Origin of the sequence: Aestuariicoccus sp. MJ-SS9 (genome assembly GCF_032586235.1) — a bacterium.
Classification (GTDB): Bacteria; Pseudomonadota; Alphaproteobacteria; order Rhodobacterales; family Rhodobacteraceae; genus Aestuariicoccus.
The window spans coordinates 17039-36628 of the sequence record NZ_JAWHTD010000010.1 but is presented as its reverse complement, the minus strand read 5'-3'; the positions used below and the strand labels follow the sequence as shown (position 1 = coordinate 36628).

Here is a 19590-nt window from a genome sequence, read left to right as displayed (position 1 = left end):
GCTTGGGTCAATGATGCGCCCGACACGGACAGGAAGGGCGCATCGCCATGCAATACGACACGATCACATTCGACATCACCGAGGGCGTGGCCGTCATCACCCTGAACCGCCCGGACGTGATGAACGCGCTCAACACCCAGATGCGGGCCGAGATCACCGACGCCATGCGCAGTGTCGCGGGCGCGAGCCCCACGGGCGAGCCCAAGGCGCGCGTCGTGGTGCTGACCGGCGGGGGCCGGGCGTTCTGCTCGGGGCAGGATCTGGGCGACCGGGCCAATGCCGCCAACCTCGATCTGGAGCGCACGCTGCGCGACGAATACGTTCCGATGCTGCGGTCGATCTATGAATGCCCGGTGCCCACGATCAGCGCCGTGAACGGCGCGGCGGCCGGGGCAGGGGCCAATCTGGCGCTGGCCGCCGACGTGGTGATCGCCACGGAATCGGCGTTCTTTTTGCAGGCATTCACCCGCATCGGGCTGATCCCGGACGCGGGCGGCACCTGGTATCTGCCGCGCCAGATGGGGCTGGCCAAGGCCATGGGCGCGGCATTGTTCGCCGAGAAGATCACCGCCCGGCAGGCCGACGACTGGGGTATGATCTGGGAGGCGGTGGCCGATGACGCCTTCGACGCCACCTGGCGCGCGCGGGCGGCACATCTGGCCAAGGGGCCGACGGCGGCCTATGCGCGGGTGAAGGCGGCGCTAAAGGCGTCGTTCGACAACGATCTGGAAGAGCAACTGGCGCTCGAGGCCAAGCTGCAGGGCGAATGCGGCAAGACCCGCGATTTCAAGGAAGGCGTGGTCGCGTTCCTGGACAAACGCCCGGCGCAATACGAGGGGCGCTGACGCCCCCCGCTGCTCAGACCAGATCCAGTTCCAGGTCCTCTGCGGGTTCTTCGGCGACCGGTTCCTCTTCGGCGGGGGCCGCCGCCATGACCGAGGTGTAGAAGGCGTCGTATTCGTCTTCGCATTCCACCGGTGGCTTGGGTTCGCAGAAGCCCACCAGCTTGAGCGATCCCTCGCGGCCGTCGTCATCGGTGCCGACCGAGGTCAGGCGGAGGGCAAAGGCCTGGCCGTCGAAATCGTCGAGGCTGAGGCCGTCGGGATGGCTGAGGATGAACGAGGTGCTCTGGATGTCGTCCTCGCTGGCGCCTTGCGTGCCGATCTCGATTCCGCCGTCGAAGGCACCGTATTCATTGACGATTTCACCTTTGATGTTGGCGCCGTTGCCCACATCCTTGACGTCATCGGCGGCAAACTGGCTGTCCGTCACATCCGCCCCGGTGGCCGTCATGTCGTCGAGCTTGCTCTGGTCCTCGATGTTGAAGAAAAAGCCGCGCAGGTCGCCGATCACGGCGTCGCTTCCATCGGGCATCGCGATATCGACCTGCATGTCACCATCGGCGAGCTCGGTCAGGGTGACCGTGACCTCGAGCCCGGATTTGGGATCGGTCATCGTGATTTCGCAAAGCCCATCGTCTTCGGGCCCGGGGTCGGTGCCGTCCTCCGCCACGGCGGCGCCGTCGTGGGGCAGCAGGACCTTGCCCTCGCCGCCGTCGGAATCGACCACGACCGCCAGCTTTTCGAGGTCGATATCCTCGAGCGTCAGCGGCACGCCGCTGTCGCTGTAAAGCGTGAAACCCAGACCCTCGACCGACCCCTCGGTGCTGTCGGGGACGGTGCCAAACTGCAGGCTGACGTCGTAACCCTCGGCCACCATAGCGCCGTTCGACAGCGTCGTCTGGTCGTCGTCGCCGCTGCCGAAACCGGTGATGTCGCCGGTGTTCACAAAGGGAAAGACGGTCAGATCGGCGTCGAGCAGCGCCTCGTCGGCCAGATCGAAAAAGAACCCGTCGAGATCGCTGGGCGCTACGCCGTCGATGTCTTCGAGACGGATGATCAGGGTTCCGTCGGCAACCTCGCTGATGATGACGGTGACCGAAGGCTCACATCCCAGATTGACGGTGACTTCTCTTGTGATGTCATGTGCCGCACTCCCTATGGCTGTCTGGCATCTCTGGATAAGAGTGCGAAGCCGGGAGGTTTGTGGCAAGAAATACGGCGTTTTCGCCAGATTTTCGCCAGAATTACCGTTGTGCCGGGAAACAACCATGGCGGGCGCTTGGTTTTGTTGCCGGTGCGCGTCGGCCACGGCGAGGGGCGAGAGGGGGCATGAAAAAGCCCGCCGGGCGATTCGCGCGGCGGGCCGGGTTTCTTGCTGCAGGATCGCTCAGCGGTTTTCGATATCCACGTAATCGCGCTGCGTGTTGCCGAGGTAGAGCTGGCGCGGACGGCTGATCTTGTTCTGCGGATCGCCGATCATTTCCTTCCACTGGCTGATCCAGCCGACGGTGCGGCTGACCGCAAAGATCGGTGTGAACATCGAGGTGGGGAAGCCCATCGCCTCGAGGATCACGCCGGAATAGAAATCGACGTTCGGGAACAGCTTCTTCTCGGCGAAATAGGGATCGGCCAGCGCCGCCTGTTCAAGCTCTTTGGCCACGGCGAGGATCGGGTTGTTCTCGATCCCCAGCAGGTCGAGCACCTCGTCGGCCGATTGCTTCATCACGGTCGCGCGCGGGTCGAAATTCTTATAGACCCGGTGGCCGAAGCCCATCAGGCGGAAGGGGTCGTTCTTGTCCTTGGCGCGCTCGAGGAATTCGGGGATGCGGTTCGGGCTGCCGATCTCTTTCAGCATCTCGAGGCAGGCCTGGTTCGCGCCGCCGTGGGCGGGGCCCCAGAGGCAGGCGATGCCGGCGGCGATGCAGGCAAAGGGGTTGGCGCCCGAGCTTGAGGCCAGCCGCACCGTCGAGGTCGAGGCGTTCTGCTCGTGATCGGCGTGCAGGGTAAAGATGCGGTCCATGGCGCGGGCGAGGATCGGGTCGACCACGTATTCCTCGGCCGGGACGGCAAAGCACATGTGCAGGAAGTTCGCCGCGTAATCCAGATCGTTGCGCGGATAGACGAAAGGCTGGCCGATGGAATACTTATAGGCCATCGCCGCGATGGTCGGCATCTTGGCGATCAGCCGGTGGCTGGCGATCTCGCGCTCGCGCGGGTTATTGATGTCGGTGCTGTCGTGATAGAAGGCCGACATCGCGCCCACCACGCCCACCATCGTCGCCATCGGATGCGCGTCCCGGCGGAAGCCGCGGAAGAAGTTGTGCATCTGCTCGTGGATCATCGTGTGATGGGTGATCGTGGTCTCGAATTCCTCGAGTTCGACCGCGGTGGGCAGATTGCCATAGAGCAACAGGTAGCAGACCTCGAGGTAATGCGACTTGGCGGCCAGCTGGTCGATCGGATAGCCGCGGTGCAGCAGCTCGCCCTTGCCGCCGTCGATGAAGGTGATGGTGCTGTCGCAGCTGGCGGTCGATGTGTAACCCGGATCGTAGGTAAAGACGCCCGCGTCGGAATAAAGCTTGCGGATGTCGATCACGTCCGGGCCGGCGGTGGGCGAGTAGACCGGCAGGTCATAGCTTTTGTCGCCGATGGTCAGAGTCGCGGATTTCTTTTGTTCAGCCATGCTGGTTCGTCCCTTCGTCAGTGAGGCCGGGGCGCGGGGCGCCCGGGCAGTCTATGTCACATGGCCCGGTCGGGAAACAGGCGGCAGATGTCCGCGCATTCCTACCCTGCCGAGGCCTGTTCAAGCCGGCGGATCGTCTCGTCCCGCCCCAGAACAAGCATCATATCGAATACGCTCGGGGTCACGCTGCGGCCGGCGAGGGCGGCCCTGAGCGGGCCGGCAAGCTTGCCGAATTTGGTACCGGCGTCCTCGGCCACACGGTTCGCAACGTGCTCCAGTTCGTCTCGCGACCAGCTAGCATTTTGCAGCTGCGGCGTCAATGTGGACAGTATACCACGGGATACCGTATCGAGCTGTTTCGCCGCCTTCTCATCAGGCTCGATCGGGCCCTCGGTCAGGATAAAATGCGCTTTTTCAATAAGTTCCGGGAAGGTGCGCGCGCGATCCTTGAGGCAATAGAGCGCACGGTGCAGCCCCTCCCTCTGGCGTTCCGTAAGGGCAGGCAGGCCCGCGGCGTCCAGATAAGCGGCGATTTCATGCAGCAGCGCAGCATCGTCGGAAACCGCGATGTGCTGGCCACAGAGATTCTCGAGTTTCTTGAAGTCGAAGCGCGCGGGGCTTTTGCCGATGCCGTCCAGATCGAACCATTCGATGGCCTGCGCGTCGGTGAAGAATTCGTCGTCGCCGTGGCTCCAGCCCAGGCGCGCCAGATAGTTGCGCATGCCGGCGGCCGGATAGCCCATGGCCTGGTATTCCTCGACCCCCAACGCGCCGTGGCGTTTCGACAGCTTCTTGCCGTCCGGCCCGTGGATCAGCGGGATATGCGCCCAGACCGGCACGTCCCAGCCCATGGCGGTGTAGATGCCCATCTGCCGCGCGGCGTTGTTGAGATGGTCGTCGCCCCGGATCACATGGGTCACGCCCATGTCGTGGTCGTCGACCACCACCGCCAGCATATAGACCGGCGTGCCGTCCGAGCGCAGCAGCACCATGTCGTCAAGCTGGTCGTTGCGGATGCGGACATTGCCCTGCACCCGGTCCTCAATCACCGTTTCCCCCTCGGTCGGCGTCTTCAGCCGGATCACGTAGGGCACGTCGGGGTGGTTGGCGGGATCGGCGTCGCGCCAGGGGCTTTGGAACAGGGTCGAACGCCCCTCGGCCCGCGCCGCCTCGCGGAAGGCTTCGATCTCATCCTGGGTGGAAAAGCATTTGTAGGCCGCGCCCCTGGCCAGCAGTTCATGCGCCACCTCGGCGTGGCGCGCGGCACCGGCGGCCTGGCTGACCGCCTCACCGTCGTGGTCGAGCCCCAGCCAGTCCAGCCCCTTGAGGATTGCCGCCGTCGCCTGAGGCGTCGAGCGCGCGCGGTCGGTGTCCTCGATCCGCAGCAGGAACCTGCCGCCGCGCCCGCGCGCGTAAAGCCAGTTGAACAGCGCCGTCCGCGCGCCGCCGATATGCAGGTAGCCGGTGGGCGAGGGGGCGAAACGGGTGACGATCTGGCCGGACATCGGGCTTTAACCTTTTGATAAGGATGATGGAGCTATTTTCAGGACTTCCTTAACTGTGAGGCACAGAGAGGACAAGCATGGGCCGCGCGTCACGCTGGGTCGAAGCGGTCGTGCTCGGCCAGCGCGGGCACATGTTTCCACGGGTGCCGGTGCTGCTGGCCTGCGGCATCGGCACCTTCTTTCTTTTGCGGTTCGAACCCGCGCCCGCCGTGCTGCTGGGCGTGGCCGGTGGCGGGCTGGCGGGGGTGACGCTGCAACGCTGGCTGCCGCCGGTTCTGGCGATTATCTGCCTGGCGGTGGCGCTCTGGGCGCTGGGGTTCGCGCTGGCCGGGGCGCGGGCGCACCAGGTGGCGGCCCCGGTGCTCGATTTCCGGTACTACGGCCCCGTCGAGGGGCGGATCGTCGCCATCGACCGGTCGGGCTCTGACGCGGTGCGTCTGACGCTGGATCGCGTGGTGCTTGAACGCATGGCCCCGCAGGACACGCCCGCGCGGGTGCGGGTGTCGCTGCACGGGGCGCAGGGGTTCACGACGCCGCAGCCGGGGGCGACGGTGATCCTGACCGGGCATCTGTCGGCCCCCGGCGGCGCGGTCGAGCCCGGAGGCTTTGATTTGCGCCGTCACGCCTGGTTCCAGCAACTGGGGGCGGTGGGCTATACCCGCACGCCCATGCTGCTCTTGCATCCGCCGGACGGCGCGCTGCCGGTCTTTGCGCTGCGCATGGCAATCTCGGCACGCCTGCAGGCGGCGCTGCCGGGTGAAACCGGCGCCTTCGCCGCCGCCGTCACCGCCGGAGACCGCAGCGGCATGGGGCAGGACACGCTGCAGGCCCTGCGCGACACCAATCTGGCGCATCTTCTGGCGATCTCGGGCCTGCACATGGGGCTGCTGGCGGGCTTCGTCTTTGCCACCCTGCGCGTCGGGCTGGTGCTGATCCCGCATGTCGGCCTGCGCTGGCCGGTCAAGAAGATCGCCGCGGGGGGCGCGCTGACCGCCGCGGCGGGCTATCTGGCCTTGTCGGGCGGCAATGTGGCGACCGAGCGCGCCTTCGTCATGGTGGCCGTGGCGCTGGTGGCCGTGATGCTGGACCGCCGCGCGCTGTCGCTGCGCGCGGTGGCCATGGCGGCGCTGATCGTGCTGATGTTGCGCCCCGAGGCGCTGCTGGGCCCCGGTTTCCAGATGTCCTTTGCCGCGACGACCGCGCTGGTGGCGGTCTTTGCCGTGCTGCGCGACCTCGAGACCGAGAGCATCCCGCGATGGGCGCGGCCCTTTATGGGGCTGGTGATCTCATCCGCCGTGGCGGGGCTGGCGACCGCGCCGGTGGCGCTCGCTCATTTCAATCAGATGGCGCATTACGGCCTGCTGGCGAACCTGATGTCGGTGCCGATGATGGGGCTGGTGGTGGTGCCGGGCGCGGTTGCGGCGGCGCTGTTGTCGGTTATCGGGCTTGAATGGGTCGCCTTGTGGGGCATGGGGCTCGGGCTCGACTGGATTCTGGGCGTGGCGCGGACAATCGCCGCCTGGGACGGTGCGGTCGGCCCGGTGGTTGCGCCGCCCGGGGCGGTCCTGCCGGTGCTGAGCCTTGGCGCGCTCTTCGTCTGCCTTTGGCAGGGGCGCGCGCGGGCTCTGGGTTTGGTGCCCGTGGCGCTGGCCATCGGGCTCTGGACCCAGGCGGAACGGCCCGCCGTGCTGGTCGCCGACAACGGCGCGCTGATCGGCGTTATGACCGAGGACGGGCGCGGGCTGAGCAAGACCAAGGGATCGGGGTTTGTCGCCCGCGTCTGGCTAGAGAACGACGGCCGGGGCGGCACCCAGGAAAGCGCCGCCGCCAATTGGCCGGGCAAGATCGAGGACCGCGTCGCCCGGGCGCGGTTGGGCGGGGGCGAACTCCTGCATGTTCAGGGCAAGCGGGCGGGGCGCGCGTTGGCAGGCTGCACCCCCGGCGATGTCGTCGTCAGCAGCGCGCCGCTGCGGCTGACGGGGGGCTGCCGCGTGTTCGACCCCGACAGCTTGCGGCAGACCGGATCGGTCGCGATCTTCGACACGCCCGAGGGCCTGCGGTTCGAGACCGCGCGCGACCGGTCCGGCCAGCGCCTGTGGAGCCTGCCGCCCCGAAACGACCGCAGGCTCGCGGCGCGCGCGGGTCAGTAGGTGCCGGTCAGTAAGTGCGGATCAGCCCTACGAGCTTGCCCTGCACGGTGACGGTGCCGGGGGCGAATTCCATCGGCTTGTAGGCCGGGTTCGCCGCCTCGAGCACGATCTTGCCGTCGCGCCGCACAAAGCGCTTCAGTGTCGCCTCATATCCGTCGGCCTGGGCAACCACGATATCGCCGGTGTCGGCGCTGGAGGTTTCGCGGATCACGACCACGTCGCCATCGTTGATCCCCGCGTCGATCATCGAATCGCCCTTGACCTCAAGCGCGTAATGCCGGCCCTGAGACGACAGCATCTGGGGCGGCACACCGATCTGCGGCGGCGGGTTGTTGATCGCCTCGATGGGCAGGCCCGCGGCGATCCGGCCCAGCAAGGGCAATTGGTTTGCATAAGGATCGGCGACGGCCTCTCCGACCGGTTCCGTCGTGACCGCGGCACCGCCCTCGATCACCTGCGGCACGAAGCCCGCGGGCTTGCCGCCGAGGCTGTCGGGCAGTTTGACGATCTCGATCGCGCGGGCCCGGTGGGCGAGCCTGCGGATAAAGCCGCGCTCTTCCAGCGCGGTGATCAGCCGGTGGATGCCGGATTTCGACCGCAGGTCGAGCGCATCCTTCATTTCGTCGAAACTGGGCGGGACGCCGTCGCGCGTCATCCGCTTGTTGATGAAGTCCAAAAGGTCGAGCTGTTTTTTGGTTAACATGCGTTTCTCCGATCCCGCGTTCGGCTTTGTTCTACGCATGTTCTCGTTTTGTGTCAACAGATTGTGGATAACTCGGGCGGAACCGCTAGAGACGGATGTAGTCCAGCCAGTCCCCGGCCGCGCGCGGGCCGTCGCCCACGGGCCGCACCGCCAGCGCATTCGCCTCGCCCAGAACGCTGAGCAGCGCGCTGTCCTGCCGGTCGAACACCCGCAGCGTGCCATCGCTGATCACTGCGCGCATGTAATGCTCGCGCGGGCCGTTGGCGGGCAGGGCGTGGGCCAGAGGCGCGCTGAGGCGCGGGGCGGGCTGGCGCGGCAGGCCTTGCATGGCGCGGATTACCGGGGCCACGAAGACATGGCCGCAGACCATGGCCGACACCGGATTGCCGGGCAGGCCGATCATCATGGCGTGGCCCAGACGACCGGACATCAGCGGTTTGCCGGGCCGCATCGCCACCTTGTAGAAGGCGCGCTCGAGCCCCATTTCGCCGGCCGCCTGCGCCACCAGATCGTGATCGCCGACAGATGCGCCGCCGATGGTCAGCACCAGATCGGCGTCGTCGGTCAGGCTCAGCACGGTCTGCAGCGACGCCAGGCTGTCGCGCGCGATGGGCAGCATCCGGGGCAACGCGCCGAGCTCTTTCATCAGCGCATAAAGCCCAAAGGTGTTCGACGCCACGATCTGGTCGGGGCCGGGCGCCTCGCCGGGCATGACCAGCTCGTCGCCGGTGGCAATGATCGCTACCCGGGGCTGGCGGACCACAGGCACCCGGGCGATGTTCATCGAGGCCAGCAGCGCGATGTCGCTGGGGCCTAGCCGCCGGGGGGCCGTGACCGCCGCGCCGGCCTTGAAGTCATTGCCGGCGGGGCGGATGTAGGGCCCCTCGTCGGGCGAAGGGCCGATGGTGATCCGGTCGCCATCGCGTGTGACGTCCTCTTGTATGACGATCCGGGTGGCCCCCCCGGGGACCGGCGCGCCGGTGAAGATGCGCACGGCCTGGCCTTTGCCGACCGGGGCATCAAAGCGATGCCCGGCGGCGGCCTCTCCGATGACGTCAAGCGTTTGGCCCGGGACGGCCTCGGCGACCGCGTAGCCATCCATGGCCGATGCGGGAAAGGGCGGCTGATCGCGCCCGGCGGCCATGTCTTGGGCCAGCACGCGGCCCGAGGCCTGCAGCAGCGGGACCTCTTCGGGATCAAGCGTGGGGGTCAGCGCGAAAAGCGCCTCCAGCGCCTCGGAGACGGTGATCATGTCGCCTCGTAACGGCCTGATTTCCCGCCGTCTTTCAGGATTACCCGGATGCCGCCGATCTCCATCGCCTTGTCCACGGCCTTGGCCATGTCATAGACCGTCAGCGCGGCGGTGCTGACGGCGGTCAGCGCCTCCATCTCGACGCCGGTCTGGCCGGTGGTTTTGACCGTAGCGGTGATGCGCAGGCCGGGCAGGTCTGCGTCCGGTTCAAGATCGACGCTGACCTTGGTCACGGGCAGCGGGTGGCAGAGCGGGATCAGATCCGGCGTCCGCTTGGCCCCCATGATGCCCGCAAGCCGCGCCACACCGATCACATCACCCTTCTTGGCGCGGCCTTCGGTAATGATATCAAAGGTTTCGCGGGCCATCTTAATGTAGCCCTCGGCGGTGGCAATCCGCGAGGTCACCGCCTTGTCGGAGACATCGACCATATGCGCGTCGCCTTTGGCGTCGAAATGCGTGAGCCCGCTCATGCCGCCACCGGGTCCTTGAGCAATTGCTTCGTGGCCGCTGTGACATCCGCTTGCCGCATCAGGCTTTCGCCGATCAGAAAGCTGCGCGCGCCGTACGCGGCCATGTCGGCCAGGTCGTCGGGGCTGTTGAGCCCGGATTCCGAGATCAGCAGACGCCCCTCGGGCACGTGTTTCGACAGCTCGCGCGTCGTCTCAAGAGTGGTCTCGAAGGTCTTGAGATTGCGGTTGTTTACGCCGATCAGGGGTGAGCGCAGAGCCAGCGCGCGGTCAAGCTCGGCGCGGTCGTGCACCTCGATCAGCGCATCCATGCCCCAGTCGAAGGCGCAGGATTCCAGCTCGGCCGCCTGGGCGTCGCTGACGCTGGCCATGATGATCAGGATGCAATCGCCCCCAAGCGCGCGCGCCTCGGCCACCTGATACGTGTCGTACATGAAGTCCTTGCGAAGCGCGGGTAGCGACGTGGCGGCGCGCGCGGCGGTCAGGAAGGGCTTGGCGCCCTGAAAACTGGGCGTGTCGGTCAGCACCGAAAGGCAGGTCGCGCCGCCCGCCTCATAGGCGCGGGCAAGCGTGGCGGGGTCGAAATCGGCGCGGATCAAACCCTTGGAGGGGCTGGCCTTCTTGACCTCGGCGATCAGGCCATAGCCGGTGGTCTGGGCGGTTTGCAGCGCGGCGGCGAAGGGGCGCACGGGATCGGCGGCACGGGCCTGCGCCTCGACCTCGGCCAAGGGCACCGCGCGCTTGTCGGCGGCGACCTCTTCCAGCTTGTAGGCCTTGATCTTGTCCAGGATGGTCAGGGTCATGGGTTCGTCCAGTTGATCGGCGTGTCGCCATTGGCTTTAAGCCAGTCGTTGACGCGGGAAAAGGGGCGCGCGCCGAAAAAGCCCCGCCGGGCGGACAAAGGCGAGGGATGCGGGCTGCGCAGAATGAGGTGGCCATCGCCGTGAATGTGCCGCTCGAAGGCTTGCGCAGGCTTGCCCCAGAGCAGAAAGGCGCGCGGGCTGTCGGACAAAGCCGTCAGCACCTCATGGGTCAGCCGCGCCCAGCCCAGTTTTGCATGCCCGCCCGCGTCGCCCGCCGGAACGCTGAGCGCGGTGTTGAGCAAAAGCACCCCCTGCCGCGCCCAGAACCGCAGGTCGCCATCCGGCGGCGTAGCGCCAAGATCGTCCTGCATCTCTTTGAAGATGTTCGTTAAAGACCGTGGAAGCGGGCGCACGTCCGGTTCCACAGAAAAGGCCAACCCGTGGGCGTGGCCCGGCGTGGGATAGGGATCCTGGCCCAGGATCACCACCCGCACCCGATCCGGCGCGCAGGCCTCCAAAGCGGCAAAGCGTTGGTGTTCGGGGGGCAGAATGACCCGGTCCTCTGCCGCCAGCGCCGCGTCGATGCGCGGCAGGACGTTGGTGAAAAAGGGCAGATGCGCCCATGCGGCTGGGGGCTGCATGGCGCGTCAGGCGGTCTGGGTGGCGCGGGCCAATGCCTCGATCTTGGCCTTGGCCGCGCCGCTGTCGATGCTCTCGCGGGCCATGGCGACGCCCTCGCGCAGGTCGGCGGCCTTGTCGGCCACCACCAGCGCCGCCGCCGCGTTCAGCAGCACCGCGTCGCGATAGGCCGAGGGCGCGCCTTCCAGCAGCGCGCGGAAGGCCTGTGCGTTGTCGTCGGGGCTGCCGCCGACGATGGCCTCGAATGGATGCACGGGCAGGCCCGCATCCTCTGGGTGCAGCTCGGCCTCGCGGATCGCGCCGTCGGTTTCCAGCGCGGCGATCCAGCTGACGCCGGTGATGGTCAGCTCGTCGGTGCCGTCAGAGCCGTGCACCAGCCAGGCGTGTTCGGACCCCAGCGCGCCCAGCGTCTCGGCCATTGGGCGGATGAGGTCGCGGCTGAAGGCCCCGGTAAGCTGGCGCTTGACGCCTGCGGGGTTGGTCAGCGGCCCCAGGATGTTAAAGATCGTGCGGGTGCCAAGCTCGGCCCGAACCGGGCCGACATGGGCCATGGCCGGGTGATGCATCGGCGCCATCATAAAGCAGATGCCGACCTCTTTCAGAGCCTTTTCAACCGCTTGCGCACCGATCATCACGTTGATGCCCATCTGGGTCAGCGCATCCGCCGCGCCGGATTTCGACGACAGGTTGCGGTTGCCGTGCTTGGCCACCGGTACGCCCGCGCCCGCCACCACAAAGGCCGTGGCGGTTGAGATATTCAGCGTGCCCTTGCCGTCGCCGCCGGTGCCGACGATGTCCATGGCGCCCTCGGGCGCCTGCACCTTGTTGCATTTCGCGCGCATCACCGCGGCGGCGGCGGCGAATTCGTCGACCGTCTCTCCACGTGTGCGCAGCGCCATCAGAAGGCCACCGATCTGGCTGGGCGTGGCTTCACCTTCAAACAGGATGCCGAAGGCGCGTTCGGCCTCGGCGCGGGTCAGCGGGCGGTCGGCGGCGGCGCCGATCAGAGGTTTCAGCGCATCGCTCATGCGGGCACCTTCAGCAAGTCCAGAAAATTACGAAGCAATGCATGGCCGTGTTCCGACGCGATGGATTCGGGGTGAAACTGCACCCCGTGGATCGGCTTTTCGGCATGGCGCAGGCCCATGATCGTGCCGTCCTCAAGCGTGGCGTTCACAACGAGGCAGTCGGGCAGGGTGGCGCGGTCCACGACCAGCGAGTGATAACGCGTGGCCTTGAAGGGGCTGGGCAGGCCCTGAAAAACCCCGGTGCCGTCATGCGACACCTCGCCCATCTTGCCGTGCACGATCTCGGAGTGCTGTTGCACCTTGCCGCCAAAGGCCTGCCCGATGGTCTGATGGCCAAGGCAAACCCCCAAAAGTGGCGTTCCGGTCTCGGCGGCGGCGGCTGTCAGCGGCAGGCAGATGCCAGCGTGATCGGGATCGGAGGGCCCGGGCGAAAGCAGGATGCCGGCGGGGTTCAGCGCCATCGCCTCCTGCACGTTCAGCGCATCGTTGCGGGCGACTTTCGCCTCGACGCCCAGCTCGCCCACGTAATGGACGAGATTGTAGGTGAAACTGTCGTAGTTATCTATCAGCAGCAGCATGGGATTATTCGCGTATCGGGGGCTGGAAGCGGGGGCGTTGGTCGCGGTATACATGCGCAGGCAGGTGGTGCGGCGTCAAGGGCGGCGCGCCACAACCGGCCCGCCAGAAGGACCGGAACGACGAGGTTGGACGAGAGGGCAGAGCCGTGGCACGTGGATTTCTCTTGGGCGCGATCTGGGGTGGCGTGGTGTCCGCGGCGGCAGCCGGGGCGCTTTCGCTTTATCTGGGGCCGCCGGTCAAGACGCCGACCACCGGGCCTTATCCGGCGGCGGCTCAGCGGCCCTCGCAGCCCGAACCCGACGCCACGCCCGTCACCACGCCCGACCCGGTCGCCGTGGCCCCCGCGCGCCGCCCGGCGGCCGAGACCGGGGTCGAGGCCCCGCCGTCGCCCGGGCTCGAGGCCGCGCCGGAGGCGCCCGCCACCGACGTGACCGCCGACACCGCGCCCGCCCGCGTACCCGAGGCCGCGACCGACACCGCGCCGCCGCCGCAGCCCGCCGCCATTGAAAGCGGCGCGGATGTGGCCGTCGCCGCCGATGCCCCGGTGCAGCCCGGCGCGCAGGCGGCCGCGCCCGTGGCCCCCGAGGCCGAAAGCGATCTGTCGATCTCGACCGACCCCGCGCAGCCGCCCATGCCGCCCGTGCCCGCCGAGGAAAGCGCGCTGGCCCCCGAGGCGGCGGACCCCGTCCTGGAGCCGACGAGCCCGGCCGAGGACGCTGCCGCTGCGTCAGCAGAGGCGGCGGAGGAGGTGCCCGCCCCGGCGGAGCCGGAGGGTCCGGCCGAGGACGCCGCCGCTGCGCCAGCAGAGGCGGCGGAAGAGGTGCCCGCCCCGGCGGGGCCGGAGGACCAGGCCGAGGACGCTGCCGCTGCGCCAGCAGAGGCGGCGGAAGAGGTGCCCGCGCAGGAAGAGACCGAAACCGCAGCGCCCGAGGCCGATGACGCGGCGACTCGGGCCGAGGATGGCGACGCCGATCGCCCGGCGATCGGCACGCCTGCGGTGTCGCTCTTGCAGCGCGACGACGCGGCGCAGACCGGGCGGCTGCCCACGGTCGGGGGGGGCGACGATGCCGCGCCCTCGGCGCAGGACGACACCAGCCCGCTCACGCGCTATGCCGCGCCCTTCGACGTTGCCGACGACCTGCCGCGCATGTCCATCGTCCTGATCGACGACGGCACGGGCCCGCTGGGGGCCTCGACGCTTCAAACCTTCCCGTTCCCGCTCAGCTTCGCGATCTCGCCCGGCCACCCGGATGCCGCGGGCGCGGCCCGCGCCTATCGCGCGCTCGGCTATGACGTGCTGGCGCTGGCCGACATTCCCGAAGGCGCGCGGGCCAGCGATGTCGAGGTCGCCCTGGCCGGTTCCCTCGCCGCGGTGCCCGAGGCGGTTGCGGTTATGGAACAGCCCGGCGGTGCGATGCAATCGACGCGCGACGTGACCGAACAGCTTGCGGCCTATCTGCTGGGCTCGGGCCACGGGCTGGTGATGCTGCCCAACGGGCTCAATACCGCGCAGGCGCTGGCCGCGCGCGAAGGCGTGCCATCGGCCTCGGTCTTCCGTGACTTCGACGGGGCGGGCCAGGATCCGCGCGTGATGCGGCGGTTCCTCGACCAGGCGGCGTTCAAGGCGCGCCAGGAGGGCGCGGTCGTGATGCTGGGCCGTCTGCAGGCCGACACGATCTCGGCTCTGCTGCTCTGGGGCCTGCAGGACCGCGCGGACTCGGTCGCGCTGGTGCCGGTGTCGGTGGTCTTGAAGGAGGCCGGCGGGCTCTAGCCCCCCGGACCCGAGGTCAGCCTTCGGCCCAGCCGCGCAGCGTGCTGTCCAGATCGCCGTAGCCCGTCATCCGCCGTTCAAAGCGCAGACCCAGCCGCGCGGCATGAGCCCGGGCCAGCTCGGTCAGGGCTGCGTCGTCGGTCTGCGCCTGATAGACCAGTCGGTCGTAATGCCCGAAATACATCTCGCGCAGCGCCGGGTGCCGGTCGAGCCCGAGCGGCTTCCAGACGAAAGCGTCGAACTGGCGCACCAGGAAATCGGTCAGGTAAAAGGCAGTGATCTCGTCCCGTTCTGCGAAGGTGTCGTTGCCTTCGAAGAAGCTGTAGCAATGCGGGCCCGCGACCATCTCGACCCCCATCTCGGCGCAGGCCGCCTGCAAGAGCCCGCCGGTGCCGCAATCGGCATAGACGACGTTGATCGTGTCGTACTCCGCGCGGTGCCGTTCGACGGCGTCCCGCACGGCGGCGGTGATCTTTTCGGGGTGGTTGTGCAGGATCGCGGGCAGGCAAGTGAGGTCGAGATGCGACCAGCCGTTACGCTCTTTCAGATCGATAATCTCGCGGGCAAGCGCGCCGCAGGCGATCAACAGAACCCGCCCCTTGCCTCGGGGTGCCATACCTTGGCTTGTCAGCGTGCGGTCGTCAGGGCTTGGGATCGTCATGCGGCACATGCGCCATGGCCCAGCGGGCGGCAAGCGCCAGGACCATGAGCACCGGCAGCACCGTCAAAGCGCCCCAGGCGCTGACGGCCCAGACGGTCAGGGCCGCGGCCATGAGAACCGCAAGGATCAAAAGGGCGAAGGATGTCACAGGCATGTCCGTCTCCTCTCCAGTTCAATATGGAGCAGATTCGGGTAAAGAAAAAGGCCCCTCCGGTCGGAAGGGGCCTTTCCCGGCGGAAATCCCTCAAGGCCTAGCCCGCGGCCATCTGGTTGTGCTTGCGCGACACGAACTCCTTGGCGGTCTCGACCGCCACGGCCGCGTCGCGGCAATAGGCGTCGGCGCCGATGGCCTTGCCGAATTCCTCGTTCAGCGGCGCGCCGCCCACCAGTACGATGTAATCGTCGCGGATGCCCTTTTCGACCATCGTGTCGATCACGACCTTCATGTAAGGCATCGTCGTTGTCAGCAGCGCCGACATGCCCAGGATGTCCGGGCCCTCGGTCTCGATCGCGTCGAGGTAGTTTTCCACCGGGTTGTTGATGCCCAGGTCCACCACCTCAAAGCCCGCGCCCTCCATCATCATCGACACCAGGTTCTTGCCGATGTCGTGGATGTCGCCCTTGACCGTGCCGATCACCATCTTGCCCACGCGCGGCGCGCCGGTCTCGGCCAGCAGCGGCTTGAGGATCGCCATGCCGCCTTTCATGGCGTTCGCCGCCAGCAGAACCTCGGGGACGAAGAGAATGCCGTCGCGGAAATCCTGGCCGACGATGGTCATACCGCCGACGAGCGCCTTGGTCAGCACCTCGTAAGGCTGCCAGCCGCGTTCGAGCAGGATGTTGACGGCTTCCTCGATCTCTTCCTTGAGACCATCGTAGAGGTCGTCGAACATTTGCTGCACGAGCTCGTCGTCGTCGAGTTCCGACAGGATGATATCGTCTTCTTCTTCGGACATTGCACTTATCCTTGATGACGGCGCAGAGGGCTGCGCCGGATGCCGTTGGGAAACCTTTGGTCTGTTTGCGCCCTTGCCAGTTGGCGGATTGCGACATCGGGCGCGATGCAACCGACTTGCGGCAGCCCGAGGGGCGGGGCGCGGCCGGGTGGATTGCAAATGTTCGCGTTCCGTTCTAATTTGGCGATATGCCGTCTTTCGACCGATATGTGGACGCCGATCTGCGTCCGGGCCGGGCCGCCGCCAGCCGTCAGGCGGGACGGTTCGAACGCTTTCGGCGGGTCGATGCGGATGACGGCTGGGACACCCCGGCGGACGAAGGGGTGACGCGGACCGAGGTCAGTGTCGAGCATCCGCGCAGCGTGATCACCTATCAGCGGTCTCCGGATCTGCCCTTCGACTGGTCGCTCAACCCATATCGGGGCTGCGAACACGGTTGCATCTATTGCTTTGCAAGGCCCAGCCACGCCTATCTGAACCTGTCGCCGGGTCTTGATTTCGAAACCCGGCTGATCGCCCGCCCCGACGCGCCAGCGGTGCTGGCGCGCGAGCTGCGCGCGCGGCGCTACCGGGTGGCGCCGCTGGCCATCGGCACCAACACCGACCCCTATCAACCGGTCGAGCGGGACCATGGCATCATGCGCCGCTGTCTGGAGGTGCTGCGCGATTTCAACCATCCGGTCGCCATCGTGACCAAGGGCGCGCTGATCGAGCGCGATATCGACATCCTGGCGCCCATGGCCGAACGCGGGCTGGTGCGGGTGGGCCTGTCGGTCACCACGCTGGACGCAGATCTTTCGCGCCGGATGGAGCCGCGCGCGCCCGCGCCGAAACGCCGCTTGGCGGCGATCCGGCGGCTGACCGGGGCGGGCATTCCGGTGCGGCTCATGGCCTCGCCGGTGATCCCAGCGCTCACCGATCCCGAGCTTGAGCATATCCTGGAAGCCGGGGCCGAGGCCGGGGCGGACGCCGCAAGCTGGATCATGCTGCGCCTGCCGCTTGAGGTCTCCCCGCTCTGGCAGGATTGGCTGGCCGAGCATTACCCCGACCGCGCCGGCCGCATCATGGCGCGGCTGCGCGAGATGCATGGCGGCAAGGACTACGATTCCCGATGGCACCACCGGATGCGCGGGCAAGGGCCCTATGCCCAGATCATCGCGCAGAGGTTCGCCCGTGCCGCGCGCGCCCTGGGGCTCGACCGGGCTGTGCCGGCGCTGCGCTGCGATCTCTTCGCGCCGCCGCCGCGCGCGGGCGACCAACTGGCGCTGTTCTGAACGCGCTGCGGATTTTTGCGTGAAAAATTTTCTATTCAAATCATATAGCTGTGCGAAAATTCCCAAATTTTCCCGCGCCGGGTGAAACTCACCCGCCGCCCGCTCCGTGGATGAGACACGAACCCTAGAACACCAAACGGAGCTTTCATGGCACATCTGGCATCTGACTATTCGTCCTTCGAAACCTTCCTGAACGGGGCCGAGGCGTTCTACGCCGTCGACTTCGCCGCGCTCAACAATTCGGGCGTGACCGGCACGGCAATCGTCGCCGTCGGGGCCCCCGAAGAGGACGGGGCGCAATACATCAACATCTCGATCGCGGTCGAGGGGATGGAGGCGAATGTCCCCGTGCCGCAGCACATCCACGGCCTCTTCGACGGCGACGGCAACCCGGTTGATTCGGTCACCCCGGACATTGGCAGCGACGCGGATGGCGACGGCGTGGTCGAAGTGCTCGAGGGCCTTCCCAATTACGGTGACATCATCCTGACGCTGACCGAGGACGGCGCGGCGCCGATGACCGACGAAAACGGGACGCTGAGCTATATCCAGGCCTTTGATCTGAACGACGGGGACAATTTCTTCAGCCCGGTGTCGATGACCGATTACGACAGCGCGGACCTGATGCCGCTGATCTTCCGCGAGATCGTGCTGCACGGGGTGAACGTGCCCGCGGGTCTCGGCGCCGGAACCGGCGGCGAGGTGGACGGCACGCAGGACGGCTTTGTGCCGATCCTTCCGGCCGCGGCGGGCGAGATCGAAATGATCGGCATGGATGATGCGCTGACCCTGCTCGACGCGCAGCGCGCCATCGCCGGGGTTACGGCGACGCTGGACGACGCGGGCGAGACCGTCACTGGAACCGAGGCCGACGACCGGATCGACGGCGGCGCGGGCAACGACAACGTCGGCGGCTTGGGTGGCGACGACACGATCACCGGCGGCATGGGCGACGATTCGCTTTCCGGCAACGTCGGGTCCGACGTCATCGACGGCGGCATGGGCAACGACACGATCGACGCCGGGGAGGGCGACGACAACGCGTTTAACCTTGCCGATATGGGCCCCTCGGGCGCGCTGCCGCTGTCGCAATACGACAATGGCTATGCCGGGGGTGCAGGTGACGACATGATCACCGGCGGCGCGGGCGACGACATCCTCACCGGCGACGACGACAGCCGGGTGTCCTCCGCCACGGGCGGCACGTTCATGGCCGAGGCCGACGGGTCGGACACGATCTATGGCGGCGCGGGCAATGACGAGATCCACACCGGCAGCTGGTCCGACAGCGACGATGGGCTGGAAAACGCCCAGACCGGCGTGGCCGGCGACATCGCCTTCGGCGGCGACGGCAACGACATCCTGCGCGGCGCGGGCGGTGACGACTTCCTCAAGGGCGATGCGGGCGACGACAACGTCGGCGGCGGCGGCGGTGACGACAGCATCACCGGCGACGCGGGCGACGACGTGCTGGCCGGCAACGGCGGCAACGACGTGATTTCGTCGGGCGCGGGCGACGACACCGCCATGGGCGGTGACGGGGACGACGCGATGGGCGGAGGCCTCGGCGACGACATGCTGATGGGCGAGGCCGGGAACGACGCCATCGGCGGCGGGTTCGGCGACGACATGGCCAGCGGCGGCGAGGGCGACGATGTCGTCAACGGCGGCGCGGGCATGGACGACCTCAACGGCGACGCCGGGGAAGACAGCCTCGGCGGCGGCGACGGCGACGACATGGTCATGGGCGGTGCGGGCAACGACAGCCTTGGCGGCGGCGCGGGCCGTGACATGCTCGACGGGGGCGAGGGCGACGACGCGCTTGGCGCGGGCCTCGGTGACGACATGGCCCTGGGCGGCGCGGGCGACGACTTTGTCGCCGGTGGCGCGGGCAACGACATGCTGGACGGCGGCGCGGGTTCCGACACGCTGAACGGCGGGTCGGGCGACGACACCCTGACCGGCGGGACCGGCGCGGACAGCTTCGTCTTCAACGACATCGTCGCAGGTGAAATGGACGTGATCACCGATTTCGAGGCGGGTCTCGACACGCTGATCCTGCGCGACGGCGCGACGCTGGCGGATGTCACCATCACCGACGCGACGGTCGATGGGGACACGGCGACTCTGCTGGAGGCGGGCGGTCATGGCATCCTTCTGGAAGGTGTGCTGAGCACCGATCTCGGCGACAGCGATTTCCTCTTCGGCTGACCCTCGGCCGGACAGGGCACGGAAGGGGCCGGGCGCGTTGCCTGGCCCCTTTTTCGTGCTTCG

General features: G+C 67.6%; 18 protein-coding genes. 5 read left to right on the top strand and 13 right to left on the bottom strand.

The genetic code is table 11. The features are described 5' to 3' along the window. Window positions 1–47: 47 nt before the first annotated feature. Window positions 48–845 carry an enoyl-CoA hydratase-related protein gene (locus RXV88_RS09415; protein WP_316292274.1) on the top strand — a complete coding sequence of 266 codons (798 nt, stop codon included), beginning with the start codon at window positions 48–50 and terminating at the stop codon, window positions 843–845. Between the two features lie 13 nt (window positions 846–858). Here RXV88_RS09415 and RXV88_RS09410 read toward each other — a convergent pair whose 3' ends face one another. The 3 genes from RXV88_RS09410 to gltX form a co-directional block, all read right to left on the bottom strand. Then, window positions 859–2052, bottom strand: a complete 1194-nt coding sequence (locus RXV88_RS09410; protein WP_316292272.1) for a hypothetical protein — start codon at window positions 2050–2052, stop codon at window positions 859–861. Between the two features lie 177 nt (window positions 2053–2229). After that, window positions 2230–3525 carry a citrate synthase gene (gltA, locus tag RXV88_RS09405; protein ID WP_316292270.1) on the bottom strand — a complete coding sequence of 432 codons (1296 nt, stop codon included), beginning with the start codon at window positions 3523–3525 and terminating at the stop codon, window positions 2230–2232. Window positions 3526–3626: 101 nt separating this feature from the next. Then, window positions 3627–5030 (bottom strand): glutamate--tRNA ligase, encoded by a 1404-nt coding sequence (gene gltX / locus RXV88_RS09400; RefSeq protein WP_316292268.1) that lies wholly within the window; start codon window positions 5028–5030, stop codon window positions 3627–3629. A 77-nt stretch (window positions 5031–5107) separates the two neighbouring features. On the opposite strand from gltX, the gene RXV88_RS09395 reads away from it, so the two are divergent. Further along, window positions 5108–7180, top strand: coding sequence for a ComEC/Rec2 family competence protein (locus RXV88_RS09395; protein WP_316292267.1), 2073 nt, complete (start codon window positions 5108–5110; stop codon window positions 7178–7180). Between the two features lie 7 nt (window positions 7181–7187). Here RXV88_RS09395 and lexA read toward each other — a convergent pair whose 3' ends face one another. The 7 genes from lexA to RXV88_RS09360 all read right to left on the bottom strand — a co-directional run bounded on the left by lexA (window position 7188) and on the right by RXV88_RS09360 (window position 12653). Beyond that, window positions 7188–7883, bottom strand: coding sequence for a transcriptional repressor LexA (gene lexA / locus RXV88_RS09390; protein WP_316292265.1), 696 nt, complete (start codon window positions 7881–7883; stop codon window positions 7188–7190). 85 nt (window positions 7884–7968) lie between these two features. Continuing rightward, window positions 7969–9135, bottom strand: a complete 1167-nt coding sequence (glp, locus tag RXV88_RS09385; RefSeq protein ID WP_316292263.1) for a gephyrin-like molybdotransferase Glp — start codon at window positions 9133–9135, stop codon at window positions 7969–7971. Further along, window positions 9132–9608, bottom strand: a complete 477-nt coding sequence (gene moaC / locus RXV88_RS09380) for a cyclic pyranopterin monophosphate synthase MoaC (RefSeq protein ID WP_316292262.1) — start codon at window positions 9606–9608, stop codon at window positions 9132–9134. The genes glp and moaC overlap by 4 nt, the downstream gene beginning before the upstream one ends. Next, window positions 9605–10408, bottom strand: coding sequence for an indole-3-glycerol phosphate synthase TrpC (trpC, locus tag RXV88_RS09375; protein ID WP_316292260.1), 804 nt, complete (start codon window positions 10406–10408; stop codon window positions 9605–9607). The genes moaC and trpC overlap by 4 nt, the downstream gene beginning before the upstream one ends. Further along, complete coding sequence (locus RXV88_RS09370) at window positions 10405–11049, bottom strand: uracil-DNA glycosylase (RefSeq protein WP_316292258.1); 645 nt, start codon at window positions 11047–11049, stop codon at window positions 10405–10407. The genes trpC and RXV88_RS09370 overlap by 4 nt, the downstream gene beginning before the upstream one ends. A 6-nt stretch (window positions 11050–11055) precedes the next feature. Further along, a complete protein-coding gene (trpD, locus tag RXV88_RS09365; RefSeq protein ID WP_316292257.1) occupies window positions 11056–12075 on the bottom strand; it encodes an anthranilate phosphoribosyltransferase in 1020 nt (339 codons plus the stop codon). Next, complete coding sequence (locus RXV88_RS09360; RefSeq protein WP_316292256.1) at window positions 12072–12653, bottom strand: aminodeoxychorismate/anthranilate synthase component II; 582 nt, start codon at window positions 12651–12653, stop codon at window positions 12072–12074. The genes trpD and RXV88_RS09360 overlap by 4 nt, the downstream gene beginning before the upstream one ends. 146 nt (window positions 12654–12799) lie before the next feature. Here RXV88_RS09360 and RXV88_RS09355 point away from each other — a divergent pair, with 146 nt between their 5' ends. Then, entirely contained in the window at window positions 12800–14425 is a 1626-nt protein-coding gene (locus RXV88_RS09355) for a divergent polysaccharide deacetylase family protein (protein WP_316292255.1), read from the top strand. A gap of 16 nt (window positions 14426–14441) precedes the next feature. On the opposite strand, the gene RXV88_RS09350 is transcribed toward RXV88_RS09355, so the two are convergent. From RXV88_RS09350 to RXV88_RS09340, 3 genes are all read right to left on the bottom strand, one after another. Next, window positions 14442–15041 carry a DUF1638 domain-containing protein gene (locus RXV88_RS09350; protein WP_410468812.1) on the bottom strand — a complete coding sequence of 200 codons (600 nt, stop codon included), beginning with the start codon at window positions 15039–15041 and terminating at the stop codon, window positions 14442–14444. A 25-nt stretch (window positions 15042–15066) separates the two neighbouring features. Next, window positions 15067–15240, bottom strand: coding sequence for a hypothetical protein (locus tag RXV88_RS09345; protein ID WP_316292251.1), 174 nt, complete (start codon window positions 15238–15240; stop codon window positions 15067–15069). Window positions 15241–15337: 97 nt separating this feature from the next. Further along, window positions 15338–16042, bottom strand: a complete 705-nt coding sequence (locus RXV88_RS09340) for a B12-binding domain-containing protein (protein ID WP_316292249.1) — start codon at window positions 16040–16042, stop codon at window positions 15338–15340. Between the two features lie 188 nt (window positions 16043–16230). On the opposite strand from RXV88_RS09340, the gene RXV88_RS09335 reads away from it, so the two are divergent. Together RXV88_RS09335 and RXV88_RS09330 are read left to right on the top strand one after the other, a co-directional pair. Beyond that, complete coding sequence (locus tag RXV88_RS09335; protein ID WP_316292247.1) at window positions 16231–17316, top strand: PA0069 family radical SAM protein; 1086 nt, start codon at window positions 16231–16233, stop codon at window positions 17314–17316. Window positions 17317–17463: 147 nt separating this feature from the next. Further along, on the top strand, window positions 17464–19527 hold the full coding sequence (locus RXV88_RS09330; RefSeq protein ID WP_316292245.1) for a calcium-binding protein: 2064 nt from the start codon (window positions 17464–17466) through the stop codon (window positions 19525–19527). Window positions 19528–19590: the final 63 nt, after the last annotated feature.